The organism is Aquimarina latercula DSM 2041, assembly GCF_000430645.1.
In the GTDB taxonomy this organism is placed as follows: domain Bacteria; phylum Bacteroidota; class Bacteroidia; order Flavobacteriales; family Flavobacteriaceae; genus Aquimarina; species Aquimarina latercula.
Map to the genome: position 1 here is coordinate 199,001 of NZ_KE387186.1, position 23,691 is coordinate 222,691.

Consider the following 23,691-nt stretch of genomic DNA (forward strand, 5'->3'; position numbering starts at 1 on the left):
GGTATGAATTTTAGACTACACAATATACAAAAGGTTTAATTTACTTTTTTTACTTGATTGACTTATTAAGCATTATGTACTAAAACTTTGGTTATTCATTGTATCTTTGCACACCTTTATTCAGATGATATGAGAACAAAGACTTTAAAAAAGAATAAGATTAATGTAGTTACATTAGGTTGTAGCAAGAATGTGTATGATAGTGAGGTTCTTATGGGACAACTAAAGGCCAATAACAAAGAAGTGGTTCATGAAGAAGAAGGAAATGTTGTTGTAATTAACACTTGTGGTTTTATAGCAAATGCTAAAGAGGAATCTGTTAATACTATTTTAGAGTACGTACAGAAAAAAGATCAAGGTGTTGTAGATAAAGTTTTTGTTACAGGTTGTTTATCCGAAAGATATAAGCCTGATTTACAAAAGGAAATTCCAGATGTAGATCAATATTTTGGTACTACAGAACTACCAGGTTTGTTAAAGGCTTTAGGAGCAGACTATAAGCATGAACTTATTGGAGAAAGATTAACAACAACTCCTAAGAATTATGCGTATTTAAAAATAGCAGAAGGATGTGACCGTCCTTGTTCTTTTTGTGCTATTCCGTTGATGCGAGGTAAACATAAATCTACTCCTATTGAAGAATTGGTTACGGAGGCAGAGAAGTTGGCTGCAGATGGAGTAAAAGAATTGGTTTTAATCGCCCAGGATTTAACATATTATGGGTTAGATTTATATAAGGAAAGAAAGTTAGCAGATTTACTTCGTGAATTGGTAAAGGTTGATGGTATAGAATGGATTCGATTGCATTATGCATTTCCTACCGGATTTCCAATGGAAGTGTTAGAAGTAATGCGAAAGGAACCCAAAATCTGTAATTATATTGATATTCCATTACAACATATAGCGGATCCAGTTCTTAAATCTATGCGAAGAGGAACTACAAAAGCTAAAACTACAAAGCTTTTAAAAGAATTTAGAGCGGCTGTGCCGGAAATGACAATTCGTACTACATTGATTGTCGGATATCCTGGAGAGACACAAGAGGATTTTGAGACGTTAAGAGATTGGGTGAAAGAAATGCGTTTTGAGCGTTTAGGTTGTTTTACATATTCTCACGAAGAAAACACACATGCTTTTAACTTGGAAGATGATGTACCAGAGGAAGTAAAAATGGACCGTGCCAATGAGATAATGGAAATACAATCACAAATCTCTTGGGAATTGAATCAACAGAAGATAGGACAAGAATTTAAGGTTGTTATTGACCGTAAAGAAGGACAATACTTTGTTGGTAGAACTGAGTTTGATTCTCCAGATGTTGATAATGAGGTTTTAATAGATGCTTCTAAGTTTTATCTAAAAACAGGAGAATACACAACCGTTAAGATATATGAAGCAGAAGATTTTGATTTATATGGAGAAGTTGTTTAATTAACTTCCTAAAATGCTATTCTTTAATCTGATTCTATATTGTAATTAGGGTTTTGTTAGTATGAATGGTTAATCAAATATTGTTTATCCAGTTATTATTGTTATTAATTTTCTTTTCACCTAGGTGCACTCACTGCAGGTTTCATATTGTTATATAAAAAAATAGAATATTGGACTCTATAGGTTTTTAGATGGTTCAAACAAATTACAGTTTAAAACAAAAAAATCGAGGATTTTAATGATCCTCGATTTTGTCGCGTAATACTCTTTAGATTTTTTGGCTAATTCTAATTATGAGAGAACTTTATTTCTTTATTTTATTAAGGGACAAAGTTTTATAGTTAACGCTGTATTTTAAATTTAATTTTATTCGGGCGCAAAAGTATTTAAAAAAGAGATACGAAATTCTTAATTTCTGATGATGTTCATTATAGTAATATAATTGAGGTAAATGATAACTTGAGATTTTCGTAACGTAGTAAAGGTAAGGGGTAAGATATCATTAGTATAATAAAAAAAACTATTATTGGAATGTATTTTTTTTAGGTTTTTATTGAATTAAGTTCATTGTTGTTTTTTGTAAAAAAAACTTTAAACTTAACAATTTGATAATATTAGGTCTTAAATTCTGGGTTGTATTAAGATTTCTGTAGTAAAAAGATAAATACTCTAATTATAATGTATTAATTATGGTTTTGTCCTGTTTGGAGATAGATAGATTTCTTAAAATATTAATAGAGGTCTGATTATTTCAATTTCAGACCCCTATCACTATGTTGGTTTTATATATTAAATAGTTTCAAATAATTCATGTAAAGGTTTACGTACTTTTTTATCATGTTGAGTTGGATCTTCTTCCGAACGGTATCCAATTGTGGCAATAACTGCCGCAGAAAGTCCTTTTTCGGATAAACCTAATATCTCATCATATGCTTCGGGTTCAAAACCTTCCATCGGACAGGCATCAATTTTAAGTTCTGCACAGGCAGCTAATAAGTTTCCTAATCCAATATAGGTCTGTTTTGCAGTCCAAGCTTTCAAGATTTCACTAGGTAATTCCGTAATTTTAGATTTCATAAAGTCACCATACCCTTTTAGGTTACCCAAGTTTAAATTTTGTGTATCAGCTTTCAACTTTAGATAATCATCGATTACTTTTTCATTTACAGTTGTATAGTTACAAAATACAATTAAATGTGATGCGTCTACAACTTGTGTTTGCCCCCATGATTTCGGCTGTAATTTTTGTCGAATTTCTGGATTCGTTACAATCAATACCTTATATGCTTGTAAACCATAAGATGATGCTGAAAGAGAAATTGCTTCTTTGATTTTTTCAAGATCGGACCCCGATATTGTCTTCTTTGGATCAAATTTTTTGGTAGCGTACCGCCAATTTAGGTTTTCTAATAATTTCATAATTTATTGTTTTATTGTGTGATAGGGACTTCCATTATTAATATTTTAGAAGATTCGTTTGGTCTAATTTGAAGTTGTTCTATATCCCAGATTCCTAATCCATCTCTTTTATCTAATATTGTTCCTTCTATAGAAATGTTTCCTTCTAGTATAAAAACGTATACGCCATTGTCTTTGTTTTTTAATGTATACGTATGTGTACTATCTTTTTCTAAATAGCCAATATGAAACCAAGTATTTTGATAAATCCATACACCATCGTCTTCTTTATTAGGTGATAATATTTGATGTAAATTATTTTTTATTTTTTCTTGATCAATGGTAATTTGATCATATCTAGGAGTTACATTTTTTTGGTTTGGAGTCACCCATATTTGTAAAAACTTTACTTTCTTGTCAGGGTTTTTATTGTATTCGCTATGAAATACACCGGTACCCGCACTCATTACTTGAATATCACCTTCTTTGATTACAGTGGTGTTCCCCATGCTGTCCTTGTGCTCTAGATCACCTTCAAGAGGTATAGAGATAATTTCCATATTATCATGTGGATGTTTACCAAACCCCATTCCTCCAGAAACTGTATCATCATTAAGAACCCTAAGTGCACCAAAATTCATTCTTTCTGGATTATAATAATTTCCAAAACTAAAAGAGTGATGAGAATTTAACCAGCCAAAATTTGCTATTCCTCTTGTGTCTGATTTATGCATGATCGTTTTCATAATATATCCTTTCTTTATAATTCTTTTACAAAGGTCAAGTTTTGAATTATGATTTAAAATATGAGAATGCGGAGGAATATTATAAAAATCCGATCTTTAGTTTTTTTGTCTAAAGTTTGAAGGAGTAATATTTGTACATTTTTTGAAAAAATTACTAAAATTAGCTGGTTCACTAAATCCAAGATTATATCCAATCTCCTTAGTCGTTTTGTCAGAAAAACTTAATAACCTTTTTGCAGCAATAATAATTCGAGATTGTAAATATTCCTTTGCAGTTTTGCCTATAAGTGATTTTATAGTTCTGTTTAGGTGATCCGGAGTAACGTGCAATGCGTTAGCATATTGATGTACTTTGTGCCATTGGAAAAAACGTTGCTCCACTAAGTTTTTGTATTCTTTAAGTATCATAGATCCCGCTTGTAATTGTTGCGGATCTTTCGGATGAATATCACAAACGTTGTTACTATAAATCAAAAAAAGTTTTACGAACGCTCCTATCGCTTCTAATCTAAACTTAGAATTAGAATGATGTGTTTCGAAGATTTCTGAACTGTAAAAGCTTAATTGTGCTAATTGTTTTTCATTTAAGGGAAGTGGAGGAGTATAGCCATAATCCTGAAAAAGATTAATATCCTCTATAAATCGATAATCGATATTATTTTTTACCAGAAATTGTCTGGAAAATGTAATTACCCAACCATAAGATTTTTTTTCTTCTTTGATTTGATGGACTTGCCCTGGACTTATAAAAAAGGCTTGTTGATCTTTTAGAGTAAATTCGTTGAAGTCTATAATATGTATACCTTTAGCTTTAGAAACTAAAATGATAATATAAAAATCATGTCTATGAGGTAAATCTACTTTACCAGCTGTTTTATCATAAATGTCTTCCATTTTTTTGATGTCAAACATTATGTGGTTATCTATTTCATCAGTAAGTTTATACGTCTTAATAGAAGTCATTTGTTAATCCTAGATAGTACTTTTTTTGTTTTAATATACGACTCTATATTAGAACTTTAATTAATCATAAATAGAATAATTTATAATTAATAGTTTTTTAACTATTTAGATAGTATATGGGTGAAATATTTATAATTAAAAAGGGAAAGCTTAGATGAGCTTTCCCTTTTTAATAAATATTGTGTCTTTTTTAATTTTTATCAAAAAAGATGTGTAACGTGACTAGTTATTACCACCGATAATAATATCACCATCAGTGTTTTCATCATCTGTGTTATTGTTATCGTTTTCTTCTTCATTGAAAACTTGACTTTCGATTGTTTCGTTTTCACAAGAAACGAATGTTGTAGCTAATGCGAATACTAATAAGAATGTAAATTTTTTCATTTTGATTTGTTTTATTATTTAAATTTTATTTTGAGGTATTTTATTTTTAGTCTCCTAATCCGTGGTTATCCTCTTCGTGGATATGTACGATTTCAGGTTTATCATTTTCTTCACTAAATGTTTCTTCTTCAACAGAAGATTTTTCACAAGATGCAAGTGCAATAACTAGCATAAACAGAAATGGGATTTTTTTGATCATTTTAGTAAAAATTAATTATGTTTTGTTCTACTTTTTCAAAATCGAGTGCAAATGTATTCAAAAAACTGAATGCAAATCATAAAATTATCTTAACACTCCTTTGTTTACGGGCTTTTGAAGAAAAACACAGTGTTCAGTCTTTAATAAAAAAGGGAAAAAAATCAATATTTAATATGGTATTGAAATGAATCTATAAATTATACTTAGTTTTTAGCTGTTTGTATTGAGAATGTGATAAAAGTGTAAAAATGATTGAATTAACAATATGGTAATATTGGAGCCTAAAATTAGTATAAAATTGAATTATATTTATTATTTAAGCTATTTTAATAATAATATTTCAAAAAAAATAAACATCATTAAAACTATTATATGTGTAAATTCCCTCTTTTTGTATAGTTGATAATTCTAAAACTTAAGAAAGCGTACTATTTATACATAATCATTTCAAATTCGATCATTATGTATGTTATTTGATGGTTGTTTTTTATGATTCTGATTTTAAAATTTTCATCATTTCTGCTCCGATTCCTGCTTCAAATGGATGTGAACTTGTAGCTAATAGGTCAGCAGTATTAAAATAACCTCCATATATAAATATAGTAGCATGTATGTCAGCACCTCGATCAATTAAAAATTGTGTGATTTCTGGAAGGTTTTTGGGAGCTTTTTGTCTCCACATTTCTACACCATTACTAGCTGTATAAATTAATAATGTAGCTTTGTGTCCGTATTTTGATGTTTTTGTTACTAAATCGGGATAGCTAGTGACAAGCCTTTTTAATTCTGTAAAATCACCGTTAATTAATAAATTGACAGCTTTTTCAAAGTTTTGATCATAAGAATCTTTTAATTTTTCTACTTCGTTCCAATTTTTAAAACCATATTCATTTGCTATAGTGGTTCTACAATCATCAATAGTCAGGTTAAGTTTTTTTAATTTTTCTATGGGTATCCCTAAATAATCTGGGTGGTAATTATTTATTTCATGGAAGATCACATCTTGGTTTTCTAACATACCCTCTAACATTCTGTTCACTATTTTATCTAAATGATCTCTGATTAAAGGGTAAGAATCAGTTTGATAAAGAAGATTTCCATAAAAATTAGTTATTTTCATAATACTTGATTCATATGTAAATCTTCTTTATTATTTAAGGATACTATGCCTATACAACGGTAGCTTGTATATCTGTGGTAGTATATACCTAGTCTACTTGGCTTAGCTACTTTTTTAGGATTCTTAATTAAAATCGTTATAGAAGTAACTCCATGATTAGTTAGAGTTTTTTCAGATGGAGAAAAGTTCCTAGCATCTTTTTTAAATCCTGTTCCTTTTTTTCGAATTATTTGTTGTGAAATTTCCATTTGTTCACGACAGTTACATTCTACATCATAAAACAAAATTTCACGATATTCTCCAAATTAGGTTTTAAGATTAATTTCCGCTAATCTAATAATCACTTTAATTATTTTATAAAATTCAATATTAATCTTTTACAATTTCGTTTTCTTTATTAAGTAGTATTGGTGTACCGAATCCGAGTTGTTCTAGTTTTTTCATTTGAGTTTTGGCATCTCCCACTACTAGATATATCATTTTATTTGGATTGAGGTATTGATTGGCTAGTTTTTTAACCTCCTCAACTGTCATATTATTTACGACTTCTTCTCGTTGTGTAATATAATCATTAGGATATTGTAGTGTACTTATATTAGTTAATATGTTTAATTTAGCTCCTAGGGTTTCAGAAGCTCTGGCATTACTTTTAATCAAAGAACTTTTTGTGATTTCAAGGTCATCATCGTTATAATTTTTCCCGTAATTTTCTAAAATTTCTTTTACCAAACTAGTAGATTCATACGTAACATTAGATCGTACTCCACTAGAAATAACAAAAGAACCTAACGTAGGTGTTCCAGAAAAACCTGATCGAATACCATATGTGTATCCTTTCCCTTCTCTTAGTTGTTGCGTAAGTTGGGATGCAAATCCCCCTCCACCTAATCGATAGTTCATAATACTTACGGGATAATAATCTTTATCTGTAGCTGGCATTGCACGATATCCAAAACGTAACATAGATTGCTTAGCGCCTGGAACGTTATAAAAATACACTTTAGATCTTTCTGGAGAAGTTGGAGCTTTAAGCTCTGGGAATCTCACATCTTTTGGAACCCAATTTTTATTAAGTTCGGTAAGAGAAGTGGTTACTTGTTCTTTAGAGATATTACCAGCAATATGTAATTTGGTTACAGATGGTGAAAGATTATTATTATAATATTGTTTAAGATCTTTTATAGTAATTTCTTTTACAGAACCTTCTGTTCCCAAATTATTATGCGAAAGTATATGGTCTTCTCCATAAATTAACTTGGCATATTCATTTCCAGCGATACTACGAGGACTTGCTTTTTGCTGTTGTATTTGGCTGGTAACGCTTTGCTTTATTAGTCCAAATTCTTTTTCGTCCCATCTAGGTTCTAATAGAATCTCTTTAATCAATGTAACCGTTTTATCATAATTTTTGGAGAGTGTACTTCCACTGATAACAATACTTTCGTCTGTTGCATAAACATTTAATATTGCACCAAGACTTTCTATAGCATTTTCTAATTCTTCGGCAGTTTTGTTTTTTGTACCTTTAGTCAATAACTCTGCTAAGAGATTAGAAACACCAACTTTATTAGATTTTTCTAATAATAAACCGCCTCTAATATTCATCCTAAACTGCACTAAAGGGACTTCGTTATTTTCAATTCCATAAACTTTTATACCCGAGGTAAGATTATCTTCCCATACTTCTGGAACGGTCACTTTTGGGGTATCTCCATATGCTGGTTCTACTGATCGATCAAAATTAGAAGGTGTTTTATCGTAAGTAGCAACTATACTAGCATCAAAATTTTCTTCTGCCCCTTCTACAATTTTTTCCTCTACAACTTCAGCTAATGTAGAGTTGTTTAAAATTAAATCTGTTTGCCCAATAGGAACAAAACTGGTAGCTACGTAATGCTTTCCTTTTATATATTGATTATATACTCGCATGATATCATCTGTAGTCACCGCAAGTATGTTTTTGATATCTTGGTTTATAAAATCTGGGTCCCCAGCAAAAATCTCATATTGAGCTAGTTGAAATCCTTTACCTAATACACTGGATAGACTATTGTAAAAATTAGTTTCTAAACCTGCTTTTATTCTATCAAGATCCTCCTGAGAAATACCTTTTGTTTCGAACTTGGTAAAAGATTCTTGTACTGCTTTATCCACTTCATTTAGATCTACTTTTTCGAATCCTCTTACGATTAGTCGAAATTGGCCAGCTAATTCGGATCCATAATGAAACATAGTAACATTAGGTGCTAGTTGTTTATCTTCTACGATAACTTTATTGAAAGGAGCTTTTTTTCCTTCTGATAGATAACTTGATAATACATCCAACGCATAAGAATCTGGATGGTATTGGTGTACTGCAGGCCATGTCATTGTTAGTTGAGGAAGTCTAGCAAAATTGTCTTCGTAGTATAACTTCTTAGTTTCAGTTAATGATGCAGGTCGTTTTTTTAGAGGTTCGATATCTTCTCCTTTTTTAATTTCATCAAAGTATTTATGAACCCATTCTTTTGCTTGAGCGGTGTCAAAATCTCCAGCTATAGTAAGTGTTACATTATTTGGTACGTACCATCTATTGTAAAAATCCTTTACATCTTGTAATGTGGCATTTTGAAGATCCTCTAAAGATCCTATCACCTGCCAATTGTATGGATGGTCTTTTGGAAACATATTTTTATCTATTACATAAGATACATGTCCGTAAGGACGGTTATCTACACTTTGACGTTTTTCATTTTTTACAACTTGTTTTTCCTTGGCTAAAACAGGGTCGGTAACGGTATTGATAAAGAACCCTAGTTTGTCTGCTTCTGCCCAGATCATTTTTTCTAAGGCGTCTTTAGGCACAGTCTGAAAATAATTTGTACGATCCCTACTTGTAGAACCATTTGCTCCAGATCCTCCTATGCGGGCACTCATTTTATCAAGTCCTCCTTTACCTAAATTTTCTGATTCAAGAAATAACAAATGTTCGAATAAATGTGCAAAACCAGTTCTTCCTTCAATTTCTCTGGCTGAACCCACATGAGCAGTTAGCGCAACTGCTACTACAGGATCAGAACGATCTATATGAAAAATAACTTGTAATCCATTATCTAAGGTGAATTTTTCAAAATCAACTTTGAATTCTTTTGTCTCCGATAACTTCTCCGTATCTGCAGTAGTTACAGGAGTATCTTTTTTACAGGATACTAGACATCCAATAAATAAGAGTGATATTGCTAAAATTTTGATTGTTTTCATAATTGATGAGTTTACGTTTGTTTGTTATTTTTAGGGGTTGATTCGTTTAAAATTATAAGTTTTTGCCAAATTTTTCTACTTAATCCAGTGGTAAGTACTTCGATTTCATTTGCTGCTTGTACCACATTTTCATCCGGCAAACTCTGAGAGTATAATGCAGCCACTTTTCCTACTAGCGCCATAGCCTCAGAACAATAATCTAAATATCGTTGGAGTTCGAATCTTGTAAAGGTTCTTTTTGGTGAATTTTCCGTTGCAGATTCTGGTAAATCAGTTAGATTAGGGTCTTTAGTTAGCTGATGCATATCAATTACGTGTGCAATTCCCCTAAGTTCATTAAGAGCCTTTAAGGCTCGTTTTGTTTTTAATCGTGACTCTAGGGTAATTAAGAAGAAAATTGCAGCACCAATTAGTACAATGTCATTAAATATAGCTTCTGACAGTGCAACGATATTGCTGAGAGTAGTATTTTTTATTTCTAAATCTACATATGTTATGCTATAAATTAATCCTCCTAATCCTATAAGAATTACCAAATAAGCAAAGACCCTTAATGATAGATTAGGTTTCGAAATCCAATCTATATTTTGTTTACTATCTAGTGTAATTTGCAGAAAATTATGACATACTTTTTTTAAACCTGAATTAGGAAATCTATCTTCGATACGTTTTTCTAGTAAAGAAATTGTGTCGATTATTTTTTCAGGTTGTAACTGTACGTTTTTATCCATTTATTTAATTAAGCAGGAAGCCTTTTTATAATAAACTTCATTTGTCCTCGATGGTTAGATTCGTGCTCACAAACATGAAACCATTTTGCATAATTATTTGTGGGTTGATTACTGAAAAAAGGCTCAGATTTCATGATCCAAGTATCATCTCTTTTTGCAAACTCTTTTTGGGTTATTTCTCTTACTTCTTCAAGTGTTTTTAGGTAATAATCAATGGAATTCCCTTTAATTATTTCTCTTCCTTTTTTACCTAAACCACTCGCAATATTCCATTCTTTTTTGATGTCATCATCCCATTTGCCCCAAGAAATTTCATCAAAAGTGTTAAGTTGATAGTATCTTTCTGTGGCTGCTAGATGTAATAACATAGCACCAATAGAATTAGATTGTTCATCAATTTGAAAATCCAATTGTTCTACTGTAAGATCTTTTACTGTTCGGATTACCCAAGCTCTCATCATGGTCATGGTAGATAATAAAGTGCCTATCTGAGGTGAATACCCTTTTTGAGGGCCTACTAAGTAGATATTGTCAGCAGTGTTTGTAGGAAAACCCTCATTTGCAAAACTCATCAATGGGGTAGCTGCTAAGCCAGCTGCTAGTATTGATGAACCTTTAATAAATTTCCTCCTAGTAGTAGTATTTGATTCTTTTTTCATCTTTGAGTTTTTATACATTTAGAATATAGTAAGTCGTCTAACTAATTTGTTTAGTTCACTTACTAATTAAAGTCTAAACTTGTTGTTATTAGTAAAGAAAATTGCATTAACAAAAAATAGTTTTCCATTTTCCCAGAAAGATCTAAACAATGGATTGTCTACCATGTAAATAATACTTCCACTACCCATTCTAGCTTCACCAAAAACTAAGGAGTTTTTAAGTCCTTTAAAGGCTTCCTTACCAGAAAAACCAGATACACTCGTTGGTTCTTTCATATACGCCACATTATATCCATCTTGTAAAAATTGGTAAGAACTACTACCTAATTTTAAACTAAAATAAGTGTCTTCATACCCAAAAGCTAAAGGGTGCGAAGTATCTACTTGAGTTTTGTAAATACTTCCTGTAATGAAGTCTTTAACTCGTTCACGTTCGCGCTTATCATAAGGTACTAGATTACCCAAAGAATCTTTCTTTTCTTCTTTACTTTTATTACTTTTTAAATCAAAGCCATCTTTGTTTGCAAATGCATTAACTGCATTGGCAATAGCAATAACTTTTCCTCCACTACGAATCCATCCTTTTAATTTATCCAAAGAGCTCTTGTCTAAATATCCTCCGTAATATCCATTAGGAAGTATTAAAACATCATACTTGTCTAAGTCTATTCTTTTAAAATAATCAGTATCAATAGATGTTATTGGATATTTTAGTTGTTGTTCAAAGAAATGCCAAATTTCTCCATAGCTTAATGAAGAGGTGTAATTACCTTTTAAAACGGCTATTTTTTGATTATTGATAAGCTTTACATCTGGAGAACCAAAGTCTACTCCACTTGATGCAAAACTAGAAGCTGTAGTATATATTTTTCGACTATGTTTGTTAGCAATATCGATTACTTTCTTATCATAATCTATTGTTTTTCTATTATCACTTTTGGTTATAATTAGACTACCTTTCTTAAATTTTTGACCATTATTTGCAAAATCCTTTTCACTAAATCGAACTCTGATTTTATTTTTGAGTAAATCAGCTAAGAAATTAGCATCATTTAAACTATTCCATTTTACAATATACCCTGCTCCTGCAGAATTGGCAGTATTGTTGATTTGTTTGTTCTTTTTAGTTCCATTGGCAGGTATTAATGAGGTGGATGCAATTGCATCTAAACCATATGCATGTGGAATGCTCCATGCCGTTATATCATAGGTAAGAGGTTCACTTAGTTTAGCATCAGGTTCGAATAATACTTTTACCATTTTACCTTTAGGTTGATCTGTACTAACCACCAGTGCTCCATTTGCATCAATACTACCTTGTTTATTTTCTCTAAAATTAAAACCAGATATTTTTGCACTATTAGTATATCCGTATTTTATTTCGTGTTTATCTAAAAGTTTGGTTAAAGCATTAATTTTATCGGCCTGACCGTTTAGTACGTAACTCTTATATTTTAATCCTGTATTGTTAAAGAATTTCTTGAATTCTAGATTAAGTTTTTCAGCATTTTTTGAAGAAATTTCTACTGTAGATAAACCAGTAGTTGTGTGATGTAATGCTCGATCTTTTAGTGTCAAAACATAGCCTTCGTCCGTTTGGATACCTAATCCAGCACGTCCATGTCCAGCTTGCTCGTAGGTCATACCAATAGCTCCCATAAATGTTGGATAGGTATCTCAATAACTAGGGTATAAAAGATCAAAGCGTTCTTTGGTAAAGAATAACCAACCTTCTGCATCAAAGTATCTCGCATGATTTTTACCAATCTGTGTTTGGAAATCTCTTTGCCAGGGCGTTATTATTTCATGAAATGGTTCCGCAGCAGGAGCAAAGTAATATGGTTCGTTAATTCCTTGTTCATGGAAATCCACATGAACGTGAGGCATCCACTTATTATATGCCGTTAGACGACGATAAGATTCTACCTGCGTAGCCCAGGCCCAATCTCTATTAAGATCGAAAAGATAATGATTTGGTCTACCACCAGGCCAAGGTTCATTATGTTCAGTGGCATTCTGATCTGTGTTATAAGGTGTTGCCTTGGTTTGGTTGTACCAGTTTGCATATCGATCTCTACCATCAGGATTTACGCAAGGATCCATAATAACCACAGTGTTATTTAACCAGTCTTTTTTAGTGGTAATCAATTCATATATGGTTTTCATTGCTGCTTCTGTACTAGAAGCTTCATTACCATGAACGTTATAACTAAGCCAGACGATAGCCATTTTTGGATTACTTGTTCCTGTTACAATCCCTGTGTTTTTTAGATGGTCTATTCGTATATTTTCAATGTTTTTTTGATTCTCTGAACTTGTTATAATCGCATAAGTAAGAGGTCTTCTTTCGTTGGTTTTTCCATAAGTATGATATGTTACTAATCCTGAGTTAGAAGCTACGTGATTAAAGTAGTTAACTACATCTGCATGTCTTGTAAATTGGCTACCTATTTCATATCCTAAGAATTCTGCAGGAGTTTGAACATTGTTTTGTGCGAATACCCAGTTTGTAGAAATTATAAATAGGGTTAAGAATAATTTTTTCATTGATGATTTTTTAATTTTGGTAAAATACCGCCTTAAATTTAGGATATTAATTGTATTAACTAAAATTTAGGATTTGGGATAACCTATATTTATAAATTTATGTTATCGCTATGTAACTAATGTCAGTAATGGAAGTTGATCGACTATTAAAAAAAATATAAAATAATAAATACAAACACAATCTAATGTATATTTATCGATCAAAAAAGACGACCCTATGCCAAGTGACTGTATTCCGTTTAGATCAACAAATTACTTCTCATCTTTTATTTGTGATTATTTAGACGAAAAACCTGAGCTTAAAGAATTTTATCATAGATATCCTAAGATTGATAATTTTGAAGATCAGATTCTGGAGAAACAGCAGTCGTTTTCAGCAGAAAATCGAAAAGTTCTTAAAGGAGCTTTATTTGCTCAATATACCAAAGTAAACATTTCCGAAACTACTCGAAATAATATTGATCTGTTGGATAAGGATACTACATTTACAGTAACTACAGGTCATCAATTAAACCTTTTTACAGGTCCTTTATATTTTTTGTATAAGATAGTCTCGACAATAAATTTAACTTCTATTTTAAAAGAGAAGTATCCTATCTATGATTTTGTTCCTATATATTGGATGGCAACAGAAGATCATGATTTTGAGGAAATCAATTATTTTAATTTTAAAGGAAAGAAAATACAATGGAACCGAAAGGATGGAGGAGCTGTAGGGGTTTTTGATACAGAAGGATTGGATAAAGTTTTTGAAGTGTTTTCTTCGGAAATTGGGTCGGGAAGAAATGCTGAACGATTAAAATCTCTTTTCCAAGAAGCTTATTTAAAGCATGAGAACCTTGCAGATGCTACTAGGTATTTAGCAAATGAATTGTTTGCAGAATACGGGTTGGTTATTGTTGATGGAGATGATAAAGATTTAAAAAGTCTCTTCATTCCATATGTAGAAAGAGAGCTCGAGGAACAGGTCTCGTATAATAAAGTAGTGCCCAAAGCAGAAAAATTAGCTTCTAAGGGGTATAAAATACAAGTTAATCCCAGAGAAATTAATCTGTTTTATCTTTCTGAAGGTTTAAGAGAACGTATCATAGAAAAGGAAAATCGTTATTTTGTAAATGATACAGATATTGTTTGGACCAAAAGTGAGTTGTTAAAAGAACTATCGGAGTCCCCGGAGCGATTTAGTCCTAATGTTATGATGAGACCACTGTATCAAGAAGTGGTTTTACCTAACCTCTGTTATATTGGAGGAGGAGGTGAGCTTGCTTATTGGTTGGAATTAAAAGACTATTTTGATACTGTGAAAATACCATTTCCGATGCTGTTATTGCGTAATTCTGTATTAATGCAAACAACAAAACAAGGGCAGAAAATTAAAAAACTAGAAGTTTCTGATGAAGAGTTGTTTTTGAAACAACACGAACTGATCAATCGCAAAGTCAGGCAGATATCTAATATTGATATTAATTTTGATCCACAACGAATACAGTTAAAAGAGCAGTTTAAAGGAATGTACGAACTAGCAAATCAAACAGATGTGACTTTTTTGAATGCGGTAAAGGCTCAAGAAATTAAGCAACTTAAAGGGTTAGATATGCTAGAAAAAAGATTGCTCAAAGCGCAACGTTTAAAACTTAGTGACCAAGTTAAGCGATTAACAATTATACAAAATGAGCTATTCCCTAATCAAAGTTTACAGGAAAGAAATACTAATTTTTCTGAAATGTATCTTGAATATGGAGAAAATTTAATTCCGGAGCTTGTCAAACATTTGAATCCTTTATTAGGAGAGTTTATTATTTTAAAGCAATAAGAATTTTGTAATACACGATTTATTGATCTAAGATTTTTCTATAGGGGTATTGTTTTTACAGCTATTCAAATGTTCAATAAAATTGATTACATAAAATGTGGTAAAACATCTTTACCTAGTTCTTCAATAACGATTTCTGCGGGTCTACTACCATATTTTAGATTAATAATTACATGATTAACTCCAGTAGATTCTAAAGTGTGTAGATGTTCTATAGCATATCCGGTACCGGATTTAAACCCTAAATGAATACCTTTTGGAGATGCGTTTTTGTTTTCTAGTAAATCAATATAGAGGGATTGCATATAAGGTTTCCAGGATTGTTCAGCCTTTTCTAAAGCATTAGACCAATTAGCTATTGTTTGTTTTAGAAAATTGAAATCTCTAGGATAATATAACCAACCATCCGCGTGTGTTGCAATCCAGTCTAATGATTGCCCGGAATGGCCGGTTACTAACATTGGAGTATGATATTGTGATTTTGGAAGCATATCAATTCTACCATCTGTTTTACCATAATACTTTGATTGACAAACAGGGAAGTCTTTTTGCAGTGCTTTAATGTAAAAAAAACTATCTCTAAATAACTCACTTTTATTTTCTAGGTTATAATTAAATGCGGGATATTCAACCGGTCGATCGCCAGATGCTATACCTACGATAATCCTACCTTTTGATAGTTGTTGCAAACTTTGTATTGATTTGGCGGTATGAATAGGATGTCTTAATGGTAGAATTACGCTTCCGGTAGCTAATGCAATTTCTTTGGTATGGTTCATTATATGAGTCATGTAAATCCAAGGATCATATAATTGTCCAGCATCTCCAAAAGAAGGGTCATTAAAAGGAACATCTCTAAACCAAAGGGCCTTAAAACCTAAATCCTCTGCTAGTTTCGCTAATTTTTCTTGATTTTCCATTTTTGCAATGGAACCATTGTAAGACTCTAACGGAAAAACAAGTCCCAGACTTAAATGATTTTTCTTGCCTATCGTTTTTAGCATAATTTACTTAGCTAACATTGAATTAGTAATTGAAATCAACTGATCTATTTTATTTTGATCATACGCATCTCCATGTGCTTTAGAAAAAAAACCTTTATCATTATCAAAATATTTACCAGAATCATTGGAGTATTTATCAGAAGTTGCTAAGTCAAATAGTATATCGACACCTTTTTCTGCAGAGGACCAATGGTTTCCATAAGCTTCTTTAACCATTTTAGTGTTTAGTAATGAACCAGGGTTTACAGCTATTATATTTACATTATTATACTCTTTTGCTAATTTAGTAGTCCACATGGTTAACGCTAATTTACTTTGAGCATATGCTTCTTGCTCCGAGAGATGACTTTTTCCTAATAGTGCATCTAAGGAAACAACAGATTGTGCAGCAGAGCTTAGGTTAATGATTCTGGGAGCTGTGCTTTTTTTGAGTAAGGTAATTAACTCCTCTGTTAATAAAAATGGAGCTAAATAATTTACTGCAAATCTAATATCTATTCCATCTTTATTATGTGTTGCAGGACTTTTAAATATTCCTGCATTATTTATAAGAACATCTATTTTAGAAACTTCTTGTTTGATTTTGGACGTCATTTCTCGTACGCTATTAAAATCAGAGAAGTCTCCTACAAAACCTATTATGTTCTCATTGTTTGTGATTTCTTTTATTTCAGTAACGGTACGTAATAATTTTTCTGGATTTCTTCCGTGTATGTAAATAGAATGTCCAAATTTAGCTAGTTTTATAGCGGTTAGTTTTCCTATTCCGTCAGTGCTTCCTGTGATAAAAATAGTTTTCATAGTGTTGTATTAAAATTCTATGTTTTTAAATGCAGGTGATTATACCCTACCGTTATTTTGTTTCTTCAATTTGGATGTTTCCATTGGTTCTCACATATAAAACAACTTCGTTGTTAGTATCGTTAGAAACTTTATGAATTGCATAATCCGTAGAACCAAAATAACTTCCAGGGTCTAAGCCTTTTATTTCATTGGTTTGTGGTAAGGTGTAGTTTAATAAACCGTTTATTATTACGGCGTGTACAATGGTCCCGTTGGTCTTTAATTTTCCATTAAAACCATTAGGTAATTTTATAAAAAATCCTTTATGTTGGTCAATAGATTTGCTTTCCCAGAGAAAACTGATTTCTGCATCACTATTGGTAGTTATCCAATTGGTTGCATAATGATCAAGCCATATAATATTAGATACATCTATGTTGATTGGTCTCTCGCCATTATCAAAAGCTTTGTCTACAGGTCTTACTAGATATGGACCTTTGTCTATTTCTACCAATGCTATGTTTTCTGTTCCTTTTGCAGAAGTGATATGTGATTCTCCTGCAGGTTGTGTCCAAAAACTACCAGATTTCATCCACATATTTCCAGCTTTTGGATCATCGTTATGAATGGAACCACTAATAACAATAGCTCTGTAAGTAACATTATGGATGTGTGGAGGAGAAGAAAATCCATCTATAAATTTAGCTAAAAATCCTGTTGGTACTTCTTTGTTTCTATCTCCCCAAATAGTTCCAGCTTGGGGGCTTTGATCACCACGAGCAGGATTTAATTTTTCCCATTGAATTTGTGAACTTAGCAAAACTTTATTAGTTGGTTCTTTAATGCTTTCTGAAGTTGTTTTTTCTATTGGGTTTTCAGAATTACAACAAGAAATTACTGCACTGGCAACTAAGATTACGAAAATTGTGATGATCTTTCTCATGATATTATTTTGGAAATAATTAAAGATTTCTAAATCATGTTTATGCAATGTGGCTCATTTCATTTAAGACAAATTCCTCTACAGCTCCATCAGTAGCTTTCATATAAGCTGCCAAATGATCATTGTTCATGTGTTCTTGCCACAATGCTCTACTTTCCCAGTTTTCATGAAACAAGAACAAATTTGCGTTTTCATTATCTTGATGTAAATCATAATTAATACATCCTTTTTCTGCTCTAGTAATATCAATAAGCTTTAATAATTCGGATTTTACTAGTTCTCTTTTTTCTTCTTTAGCAAGTATTCTTGCAACTATAGTAAGTTTTGTCATTTTATTAAATTTTTAAATAGTTTCCACAACTTGATTTATGTTTCTTCTAGACTTAGGTCTTTTACTTGGTTGATTATTATCTTCTGGATCTCTATATCCAATGGCAACTGCCACCATTGTATGATAATTTTCTAATTCTAATATAGTATTGTAATTGTCAGGTTCAATTCCTTCCATAGGTGTTGCATCGATTCCCATTTCGGCGCAAGCACTTAAGAATACACCTAACGAAAGATATAATTGATGCCCGAACCAAGATTTAATTTGTTCTTCGGATTGTGGCTTGATAAATTCTTTAAAATAACTAACAGCCCCAGCAGGTAATTCTTTTTCTATTTGTTTTTCGAAAAGAGAGATATTGTCAATTCTACTAAAAACTACAACAGTGTCGCAGTCTATTACTTTACCTGCATTTAACCATGATACTTTAGAGAGTTGCTCTTTAGTTTTTTGATTGGACACAAGTGTAAATTTCCAAGGTTGACTATTAATAGAAGATGGACTTAAGTTTAAAATCTCTTTTAATTCATTGATTGTTTCCGAGTTTATTTTTTTATTTGGGTTATACTTTTTTGTGGTATAACGATTTTGCATTGAATTTAGGAAGCTCATAGGTTTTAATTTATTACTATAAAAATTATAGTAGCAAAATTAACTATAGTTCAATACCTTTGCAATAACGGTCAAAAAGGATAGTTTAAAATAATGAAGGAGTCAGAGCATAAAATGTTAAAATTTAGAGGGAAAGAATACCCTTGTTGTGCAAGTTTAACCATGGGTATGATTGGTGGCAAATGGAAGACAGTAATTTTATTTCATTTGCTAAAAGAAACACTACGATATAGTGAGTTAAGAAAGGAGATGCCGACGGTTACTGAGAGAACATTAAGTCTACAATTAAAAGCGTTAGAAGAAGATGGGTTAATCAATAGAAAAGTGTATACTTCTAAACCTCCTTTAAAAGTAGAATATTCGTTAACAGATTTTGGAAAAACTTTAACACCATTAATAGAGTCTATTGCAAGTTGGGGAGATTTTGTTTTGGAAAATTACTCGGATTAGAAATGTGTTTATTAATCTATTCTTTTTGAAAAATAAATGCGTCGATGCCCTTCAGGGAAGTTATTAAGTTCTCCTAGGATTTGATATCCATTTTTTAAATAAAAATCTTCTGCCTGAAAATCAAATGTGTCAAGCATTACTGTTTTTACTCCTTTTGCTTTAGCAATCTTTTCGACGTGTTTAATTAATATAGTTCCAATACCTTTTCTTCGATGTGTCTCTTTTACCCATAAAATTTTAATTTCTAATCCATTCCAATATCCAATACCTCCTAAAACACCTCCGATTTCCTCTCCATTGTGATCTTTGGCAATAAATTCTAAAGGAGTCCATACATCTGCAATTGCTGGCACCTTGCTCAGGTTATACGAATTAATTCCATCTACTATGGTTTCAATGTTTTCCTTTTTGCAGGATTCAATAGTAACTTTGGTTGTTGTTGCCATTATGATAAATAAACAGGTGAAAGCGATAAATTTTTAGTGAATAAAACAAATTTATAATTTTATTCATTAAAAATTTAGAATAATATCTACGAGAATATTATTACTCGGGATTTCTAGCTTTTTACGTAATCGATATTGTGCTTTTCTGACTCCTTCTTGAGTAATATTTAAGATATTTGCAATTTCTTTAGAAGTAAGGTTCATTTTTAGTAGCGCCATTAAGCGTAATTCGTTGGTAGTAACATTGGGGTATTTGTTTTTGATATTTGTATAAAAATTTTTGTGAACTTGTTCAAAATGTCTTTTGAAATTTTCCCAATTTTGATCATCATTTAAATCAAAGTTTATAATCTGTATTATTTTTTGATAGTTATACTGGGTATTTTGATCTTCGGAATATTTTATTAATTCTACCTTTTCTTTTACGTTTTTTAATGTTTTGGTCTTGTTTACAAGATGCAAAGAATTAGCGGTGAGTTCTTTTTTCTTTGTGTCCAATTCTCTAGTTAATATTAATTTTTCAAGACAGCTTAGTTTAAATTTTTTTCTAAAAATAGATATGAAAACCACTAGTATAATTATACCAATTATCAATCCAAGAATTAATAAGGTATACTGGTGTTTAACTTGTTTGTTTTGCTTTAGTAATTCATTGATTTTTGATTCTTTCTTACCAGTTTCGAATTTAGCTTGAAGTTCTCTGACTTGTTTGTTTTTTTCGATAACTTCTAAGGAGTCTTTTAACTTGGATAGTTCTTTGTAATACATGTACGCAGCAACACTATTTCCTTCTTTTTCTGCAATTAAAGCAAGTGTTTGATTTGCTTCTTTTTCTATAACTAGGTCTAATATTTTTTTGGAAGTTATAAGAGATTTTTCTGCATGAAATTTTGCTGAATCTAATAAATTTAATTTCAAAAATGATTTTGCAATAGCGTTGTTTGTTATAGCTTTTTGGATGTGATTTCCTTTAGGACTATAATTTTTTAGAGCTTTTTTTTGATAATCTAATCCTTTCGAGAATAACCCCATTTCATAATATGTGGTTCCAATTTCGGATTGTACAATAGCAATTGTTTTAGAGTTTCCTCTTTCTTTTCTTAATAATAGTGATTTTTGGAAATAATCCAATGCTTGGTTATACCTGTATAGGCCTCTTTTACTGATTCCTATATTTTGCAAAATAGAACTCAGATATCTTTTATTTCCTTTACTTGTTATTATTGGTAATGATCTATCAAGATATTTTAATGCTTCATAATATTCTTCTTGTTTTATTAGAATATTACTTATATGTATGTATGTTCGACTTATTCCTGGGGTATCATTAAGGTTTTCATATAGTTTGTTCGCAATAATAAAATGCTCTAATGCTATTTTTTTATATTTCATCAAACTGTAAGATACACCTATGTTTTCGATGGATTTTATATATGATATGGAGTCCTGTAAAGATTTAAAAACTTCTCCAGCTTTTTTAAAACTTTCAATAGCTTTAGTGTAATTATTTAAGTGATTATGTACAGCGCCGATTTGATGAAAAGCTGAAGCTTGACCCCAAAGATGATTAATTTTTTGGTTCATTTTTAAAGCTTTTTTGAAGTGCACCAAAGCAGAATCATACTCTTTTTGATAATAATACACAACACCAAGGCAGTTGTTTGCACCTGCAATACCTCTGGGTTTATTTATGTTATTGGCGATACCAAGTGCATGGCGAATATGTTTTTTAGCTAAAAAAGTATTAGAAGTAGCATATTGAATTCCTAAATCATTATATGCTTTAATCAATGTGGTATCGGGTGTGTTTTTACTTTTTGTTAAACGTAATAAACTATCTACAATTTGTTTGTTTTGAGCTTGTAGATTAGAATTAAATAAAATGATTATATAAAGAATACTGCTTACTTGAAGAGTTTTCATCTTTAGGGGTATAGGTTAGTTGAGGTGTTAAAAATAATTTTTTGTTTTAAAAATCAAGAATCCTTAACGGATAGTTAATGAAATCTTAAAGTCTATTTTTGTGTGTCATTATAAGAGATTGAAATTGAGTGTTAAATGATATTTTTTATGGGGAAATAAAAGTTGATTTTTTAGATGATTAGCTTAGATTTAGGGATACACCTTTTGTAGTACGTTCTAAAGACAGTAATTCTTTGGAAATAAAATTTTTAAGTCGGTTTTTTATTTAGAAATGTAATTGGTTTTTATAGGATTGTATAATTTAAAATAGACCTGAGCGTTATGAAAATAAACTCCAATCGTCATGAAATCACAAATTCTCATAGTAACTTTATTTTTATTTATAACTTTTAATCTTTCATCACAAGAAAAAGTATTGGTTTTTACTAAAACTAATGGTTTTACACATCCATCAATAGGTGCCGGTGTTACTATGATTCGAAATCTCGGGAATTCCAATGGACTTTGGGAAACTGATGATACTGATAATGCGAATGCATTTACGACATCAAATTTAGCTCAGTATAGTGCGGTTATATGGTGTAATACCAGTGGTAATAATTTATTAGATGCATCGCAACGTCAGGCTTTTGAAGATTTTATTGCTGCGGGAGGAGGCTTTTTAGGAATTCATGCGGCCACAGATACCTATAGAGACGGGAGTTGGACTTTTTATAATGAACTTGTTGGTGGGATAGTGCAATCTGGCCCTAATCATACGAGTAATAACTTTAATGCGGATATGACAGTAGTTAATTCACATCCTTCTGTAGATTTTTTAGGAAATGTAGGAGCTATTTGGAACAAGTCAGAGGAATATTATTACTGGAGAAACAATGGAGGACAATTGTTTGATGGTAATATAGATTTATTGATGGTAGAGTCAACGGGATCCAATGACTATGATGAGGCTAGACCAATTTCTTGGTTTAAAGAATATGGTGGAGGACGTTCATTTTATACTGGATTAGGACATAATTCTAGTGACTATACTAATAATTCAGATTTTATTAAGCACATAGAAGAAGGTATAAAATATGTGATAGGTAATACATTAAGTATTGGAAGTTCAGAAGCACAGATTCCGTTTCAGATTTCTCCGAATCCAGTAAGCGATATTATTAGGTTTTCCACTTCTGATGTGGCTAAAGAAAAATCATTAATGATTTACACTATTAATGGACAGTTAGTATATAAAGGAAAAATACCATCAGATGTTGCTTCTACTAATATTAATGTAGAAAATTTATCTAATGGATTGTATATAGGTAATGTTGTGTCTAATGGATTACAAAGTAATTTTAAATTTATTAAAAGAAATTAAGGGATAACATAGTGACCTTTCCAATTAGCGTTTTCTTTTTTGAATACAACTTTAATATGATTTGGTCTTGTTAATCTTAAGTACTCCATTCGTACTGGAATAAGTTTTATTGCAGCAAAAAAATGTTTTCCTTCTAGGTAATTTATCTCATCAGGATTTTTGATTTCGACTCCTGGAGACAGCTCCGTTGTGTAATCTTTTTTGGATTTTGAAGGGATTTGGTTCCAGATAGTGTCTAAAGTCGTTTGATTACTTATAATTTCTGCTTTTGCCTTTATTGTAATTTGTAACAAACGATTTTGATCGTAAAATAAGAGACTGACTCTATCGTTTGCTTGGATATTTGCAATTTTTTTAGATCGTTCATCAGTGTATATGATCATGTTTAAGTTATCATCTATATCTCTTAAAACTACAGTCCGTAGTCTAGGTGTATTATTAAAATCAGAGGTGGCTAAGGTAAAATATCTAAAAGAGTGTTTGTTGTTTGTAATAGCTGTTTTTAAATCAACCACTATAGAAGAGAATATAATGTCAGTCATTAGTTGTTAGGTTTTACGAATGTTTTAAAGTTAATCAATTTGTTAGCACAAGCTGTAAAA

Annotated in this window: 22 protein-coding genes and 1 pseudogene; 4 read left to right on the forward strand and 19 right to left on the reverse strand. The window is 31.1% G+C overall.

All coding sequences use genetic code 11. From position 1 onward, the window contains the following. Positions 1-129: 129 nt before the first annotated feature. Positions 130-1,431, forward strand: coding sequence for a 30S ribosomal protein S12 methylthiotransferase RimO (rimO, locus tag H526_RS0125445; RefSeq protein ID WP_027395526.1), 1,302 nt, complete (start codon positions 130-132; stop codon positions 1,429-1,431). Between the two features lie 789 nt (positions 1,432-2,220). Here the strand turns inward: rimO and H526_RS0125450 are convergent. The 11 genes and pseudogenes from H526_RS0125450 to H526_RS30220 all read right to left on the reverse strand — a co-directional run bounded on the left by H526_RS0125450 (position 2,221) and on the right by H526_RS30220 (position 13,421). Next, positions 2,221-2,850, reverse strand: a complete 630-nt coding sequence (locus tag H526_RS0125450; RefSeq protein WP_027395527.1) for an NAD(P)H-dependent oxidoreductase — start codon at positions 2,848-2,850, stop codon at positions 2,221-2,223. A gap of 11 nt (positions 2,851-2,861) precedes the next feature. After that, complete coding sequence (locus H526_RS0125455) at positions 2,862-3,575, reverse strand: pirin family protein (RefSeq protein WP_035086683.1); 714 nt, start codon at positions 3,573-3,575, stop codon at positions 2,862-2,864. A gap of 96 nt (positions 3,576-3,671) precedes the next feature. Further along, positions 3,672-4,538 (reverse strand): AraC family transcriptional regulator, encoded by an 867-nt coding sequence (locus H526_RS0125460; RefSeq protein WP_027395529.1) that lies wholly within the window; start codon positions 4,536-4,538, stop codon positions 3,672-3,674. A 222-nt stretch (positions 4,539-4,760) separates the two neighbouring features. Then, positions 4,761-4,925 carry a hypothetical protein gene (locus H526_RS32015; RefSeq protein ID WP_155839785.1) on the reverse strand — a complete coding sequence of 55 codons (165 nt, stop codon included), beginning with the start codon at positions 4,923-4,925 and terminating at the stop codon, positions 4,761-4,763. A gap of 46 nt (positions 4,926-4,971) precedes the next feature. Next, positions 4,972-5,124 (reverse strand): hypothetical protein, encoded by a 153-nt coding sequence (locus tag H526_RS32020; RefSeq protein ID WP_155839786.1) that lies wholly within the window; start codon positions 5,122-5,124, stop codon positions 4,972-4,974. A 487-nt stretch (positions 5,125-5,611) separates the two neighbouring features. Beyond that, the gene (locus tag H526_RS31310; protein WP_027395530.1) at positions 5,612-6,244 is read right to left on the reverse strand and encodes a hypothetical protein; all 633 of its coding nucleotides are present in this window, start codon (positions 6,242-6,244) and stop codon (positions 5,612-5,614) included. After that, positions 6,241-6,492 (reverse strand): GTP cyclohydrolase II, encoded by a 252-nt coding sequence (locus tag H526_RS32250; RefSeq protein ID WP_027395531.1) that lies wholly within the window; start codon positions 6,490-6,492, stop codon positions 6,241-6,243. Before H526_RS32250 ends, H526_RS31310 begins: the two co-directional genes overlap by 4 nt. Positions 6,493-6,613: 121 nt before the next feature. Further along, entirely contained in the window at positions 6,614-9,484 is a 2,871-nt protein-coding gene (locus tag H526_RS0125490; RefSeq protein ID WP_027395532.1) for a M16 family metallopeptidase, read from the reverse strand. An 11-nt stretch (positions 9,485-9,495) separates the two neighbouring features. Then, entirely contained in the window at positions 9,496-10,215 is a 720-nt protein-coding gene (locus tag H526_RS0125495; protein ID WP_027395533.1) for a hypothetical protein, read from the reverse strand. A gap of 8 nt (positions 10,216-10,223) precedes the next feature. Then, positions 10,224-10,874 (reverse strand): DinB family protein, encoded by a 651-nt coding sequence (locus H526_RS0125500; RefSeq protein ID WP_027395534.1) that lies wholly within the window; start codon positions 10,872-10,874, stop codon positions 10,224-10,226. Positions 10,875-10,940: 66 nt separating this feature from the next. Continuing rightward, a pseudogene (locus H526_RS30220) lies at positions 10,941-13,421 on the reverse strand (M14 metallopeptidase family protein). A 217-nt stretch (positions 13,422-13,638) separates the two neighbouring features. On the opposite strand from H526_RS30220, the gene bshC reads away from it, so the two are divergent. Next, a complete protein-coding gene (gene bshC / locus H526_RS0125510) occupies positions 13,639-15,234 on the forward strand; it encodes a bacillithiol biosynthesis cysteine-adding enzyme BshC (RefSeq protein WP_027395535.1) in 1,596 nt (531 codons plus the stop codon). Between the two features lie 86 nt (positions 15,235-15,320). Here the strand turns inward: bshC and H526_RS0125515 are convergent, their stop codons facing one another. Genes H526_RS0125515 through H526_RS0125535 form a run of 5 tightly spaced genes read right to left on the reverse strand, consistent with a single transcriptional unit; the run spans position 15,321 to position 18,907 of the window. Beyond that, entirely contained in the window at positions 15,321-16,238 is a 918-nt protein-coding gene (locus tag H526_RS0125515; RefSeq protein WP_035086685.1) for an LLM class oxidoreductase, read from the reverse strand. Between the two features lie 3 nt (positions 16,239-16,241). After that, positions 16,242-17,039 carry an SDR family NAD(P)-dependent oxidoreductase gene (locus H526_RS0125520; RefSeq protein WP_027395537.1) on the reverse strand — a complete coding sequence of 266 codons (798 nt, stop codon included), beginning with the start codon at positions 17,037-17,039 and terminating at the stop codon, positions 16,242-16,244. A 52-nt stretch (positions 17,040-17,091) separates the two neighbouring features. Continuing rightward, a complete protein-coding gene (locus H526_RS0125525; RefSeq protein ID WP_035086687.1) occupies positions 17,092-17,964 on the reverse strand; it encodes a DUF4437 domain-containing protein in 873 nt (290 codons plus the stop codon). A gap of 40 nt (positions 17,965-18,004) precedes the next feature. Beyond that, complete coding sequence (locus tag H526_RS0125530) at positions 18,005-18,295, reverse strand: putative quinol monooxygenase (protein ID WP_027395539.1); 291 nt, start codon at positions 18,293-18,295, stop codon at positions 18,005-18,007. A 12-nt stretch (positions 18,296-18,307) separates the two neighbouring features. After that, positions 18,308-18,907: an NAD(P)H-dependent oxidoreductase gene (locus H526_RS0125535; RefSeq protein ID WP_027395540.1), complete on the reverse strand. Its 600-nt coding sequence runs from the start codon at positions 18,905-18,907 to the stop codon at positions 18,308-18,310. Positions 18,908-19,021: 114 nt separating this feature from the next. Here H526_RS0125535 and H526_RS0125540 point away from each other — a divergent pair, with 114 nt between their 5' ends. After that, a complete protein-coding gene (locus tag H526_RS0125540) occupies positions 19,022-19,357 on the forward strand; it encodes a winged helix-turn-helix transcriptional regulator (protein ID WP_081415711.1) in 336 nt (111 codons plus the stop codon). Positions 19,358-19,368: 11 nt separating this feature from the next. Here H526_RS0125540 and H526_RS0125545 read toward each other — a convergent pair whose 3' ends face one another. Together H526_RS0125545 and H526_RS0125550 are read right to left on the reverse strand one after the other, a co-directional pair. Further along, the gene (locus tag H526_RS0125545) at positions 19,369-19,803 is read right to left on the reverse strand and encodes a GNAT family N-acetyltransferase (RefSeq protein WP_035086689.1); all 435 of its coding nucleotides are present in this window, start codon (positions 19,801-19,803) and stop codon (positions 19,369-19,371) included. A gap of 66 nt (positions 19,804-19,869) precedes the next feature. After that, positions 19,870-21,726 carry a tetratricopeptide repeat protein gene (locus H526_RS0125550; protein ID WP_027395543.1) on the reverse strand — a complete coding sequence of 619 codons (1,857 nt, stop codon included), beginning with the start codon at positions 21,724-21,726 and terminating at the stop codon, positions 19,870-19,872. Positions 21,727-22,069: 343 nt separating this feature from the next. Here H526_RS0125550 and H526_RS30225 point away from each other — a divergent pair, with 343 nt between their 5' ends. Continuing rightward, positions 22,070-23,089 (forward strand): ThuA domain-containing protein, encoded by a 1,020-nt coding sequence (locus tag H526_RS30225; protein ID WP_051336357.1) that lies wholly within the window; start codon positions 22,070-22,072, stop codon positions 23,087-23,089. Here H526_RS30225 and H526_RS0125560 read toward each other — a convergent pair. Beyond that, positions 23,086-23,631, reverse strand: a complete 546-nt coding sequence (locus H526_RS0125560; RefSeq protein WP_027395544.1) for a pyridoxamine 5'-phosphate oxidase family protein — start codon at positions 23,629-23,631, stop codon at positions 23,086-23,088. The two genes, H526_RS30225 and H526_RS0125560, sit on opposite strands and share 4 nt — an antisense overlap. Positions 23,632-23,691 lie beyond the last annotated feature (60 nt).

What these genes read in the sequence shown, in the direction of transcription:
- H526_RS0125535 (WP_027395540.1), bottom strand. Translation starts at nt 18,907, where the DNA reads ATGAGCTTCCTAAATTCAATGCAAAATCGTTATACCACAAAAAAGTAT.
- H526_RS0125490 (WP_027395532.1), bottom strand. Translation starts at nt 9,484, where the DNA reads ATGAAAACAATCAAAATTTTAGCAATATCACTCTTATTTATTGGATGT.
- H526_RS31310 (WP_027395530.1), bottom strand. Translation starts at nt 6,244, where the DNA reads ATGAAAATAACTAATTTTTATGGAAATCTTCTTTATCAAACTGATTCT.
- H526_RS0125460 (WP_027395529.1), bottom strand. Translation starts at nt 4,538, where the DNA reads ATGACTTCTATTAAGACGTATAAACTTACTGATGAAATAGATAACCAC.
- H526_RS0125450 (WP_027395527.1), bottom strand. Translation starts at nt 2,850, where the DNA reads ATGAAATTATTAGAAAACCTAAATTGGCGGTACGCTACCAAAAAATTT.
- H526_RS0125520 (WP_027395537.1), bottom strand. Translation starts at nt 17,039, where the DNA reads ATGAAAACTATTTTTATCACAGGAAGCACTGACGGAATAGGAAAACTA.
- H526_RS32015 (WP_155839785.1), bottom strand. Translation starts at nt 4,925, where the DNA reads ATGAAAAAATTTACATTCTTATTAGTATTCGCATTAGCTACAACATTC.
- H526_RS0125545 (WP_035086689.1), bottom strand. Translation starts at nt 19,803, where the DNA reads ATGGCAACAACAACCAAAGTTACTATTGAATCCTGCAAAAAGGAAAAC.
- H526_RS32250 (WP_027395531.1), bottom strand. Translation starts at nt 6,492, where the DNA reads ATGGAAATTTCACAACAAATAATTCGAAAAAAAGGAACAGGATTTAAA.
- H526_RS0125525 (WP_035086687.1), bottom strand. Translation starts at nt 17,964, where the DNA reads ATGAGAAAGATCATCACAATTTTCGTAATCTTAGTTGCCAGTGCAGTA.
- H526_RS0125560 (WP_027395544.1), bottom strand. Translation starts at nt 23,631, where the DNA reads ATGACTGACATTATATTCTCTTCTATAGTGGTTGATTTAAAAACAGCT.
- H526_RS0125530 (WP_027395539.1), bottom strand. Translation starts at nt 18,295, where the DNA reads ATGACAAAACTTACTATAGTTGCAAGAATACTTGCTAAAGAAGAAAAA.
- bshC (WP_027395535.1), top strand. Translation starts at nt 13,639, where the DNA reads ATGCCAAGTGACTGTATTCCGTTTAGATCAACAAATTACTTCTCATCT.
- H526_RS0125495 (WP_027395533.1), bottom strand. Translation starts at nt 10,215, where the DNA reads ATGGATAAAAACGTACAGTTACAACCTGAAAAAATAATCGACACAATT.
- H526_RS0125455 (WP_035086683.1), bottom strand. Translation starts at nt 3,575, where the DNA reads ATGAAAACGATCATGCATAAATCAGACACAAGAGGAATAGCAAATTTT.
- rimO (WP_027395526.1), top strand. Translation starts at nt 130, where the DNA reads ATGAGAACAAAGACTTTAAAAAAGAATAAGATTAATGTAGTTACATTA.
- H526_RS32020 (WP_155839786.1), bottom strand. Translation starts at nt 5,124, where the DNA reads ATGATCAAAAAAATCCCATTTCTGTTTATGCTAGTTATTGCACTTGCA.
- H526_RS0125500 (WP_027395534.1), bottom strand. Translation starts at nt 10,874, where the DNA reads ATGAAAAAAGAATCAAATACTACTACTAGGAGGAAATTTATTAAAGGT.
- H526_RS30225 (WP_051336357.1), top strand. Translation starts at nt 22,070, where the DNA reads ATGAAATCACAAATTCTCATAGTAACTTTATTTTTATTTATAACTTTT.
- H526_RS0125515 (WP_035086685.1), bottom strand. Translation starts at nt 16,238, where the DNA reads ATGCTAAAAACGATAGGCAAGAAAAATCATTTAAGTCTGGGACTTGTT.
- H526_RS0125550 (WP_027395543.1), bottom strand. Translation starts at nt 21,726, where the DNA reads ATGAAAACTCTTCAAGTAAGCAGTATTCTTTATATAATCATTTTATTT.
- H526_RS0125540 (WP_081415711.1), top strand. Translation starts at nt 19,022, where the DNA reads ATGTTAAAATTTAGAGGGAAAGAATACCCTTGTTGTGCAAGTTTAACC.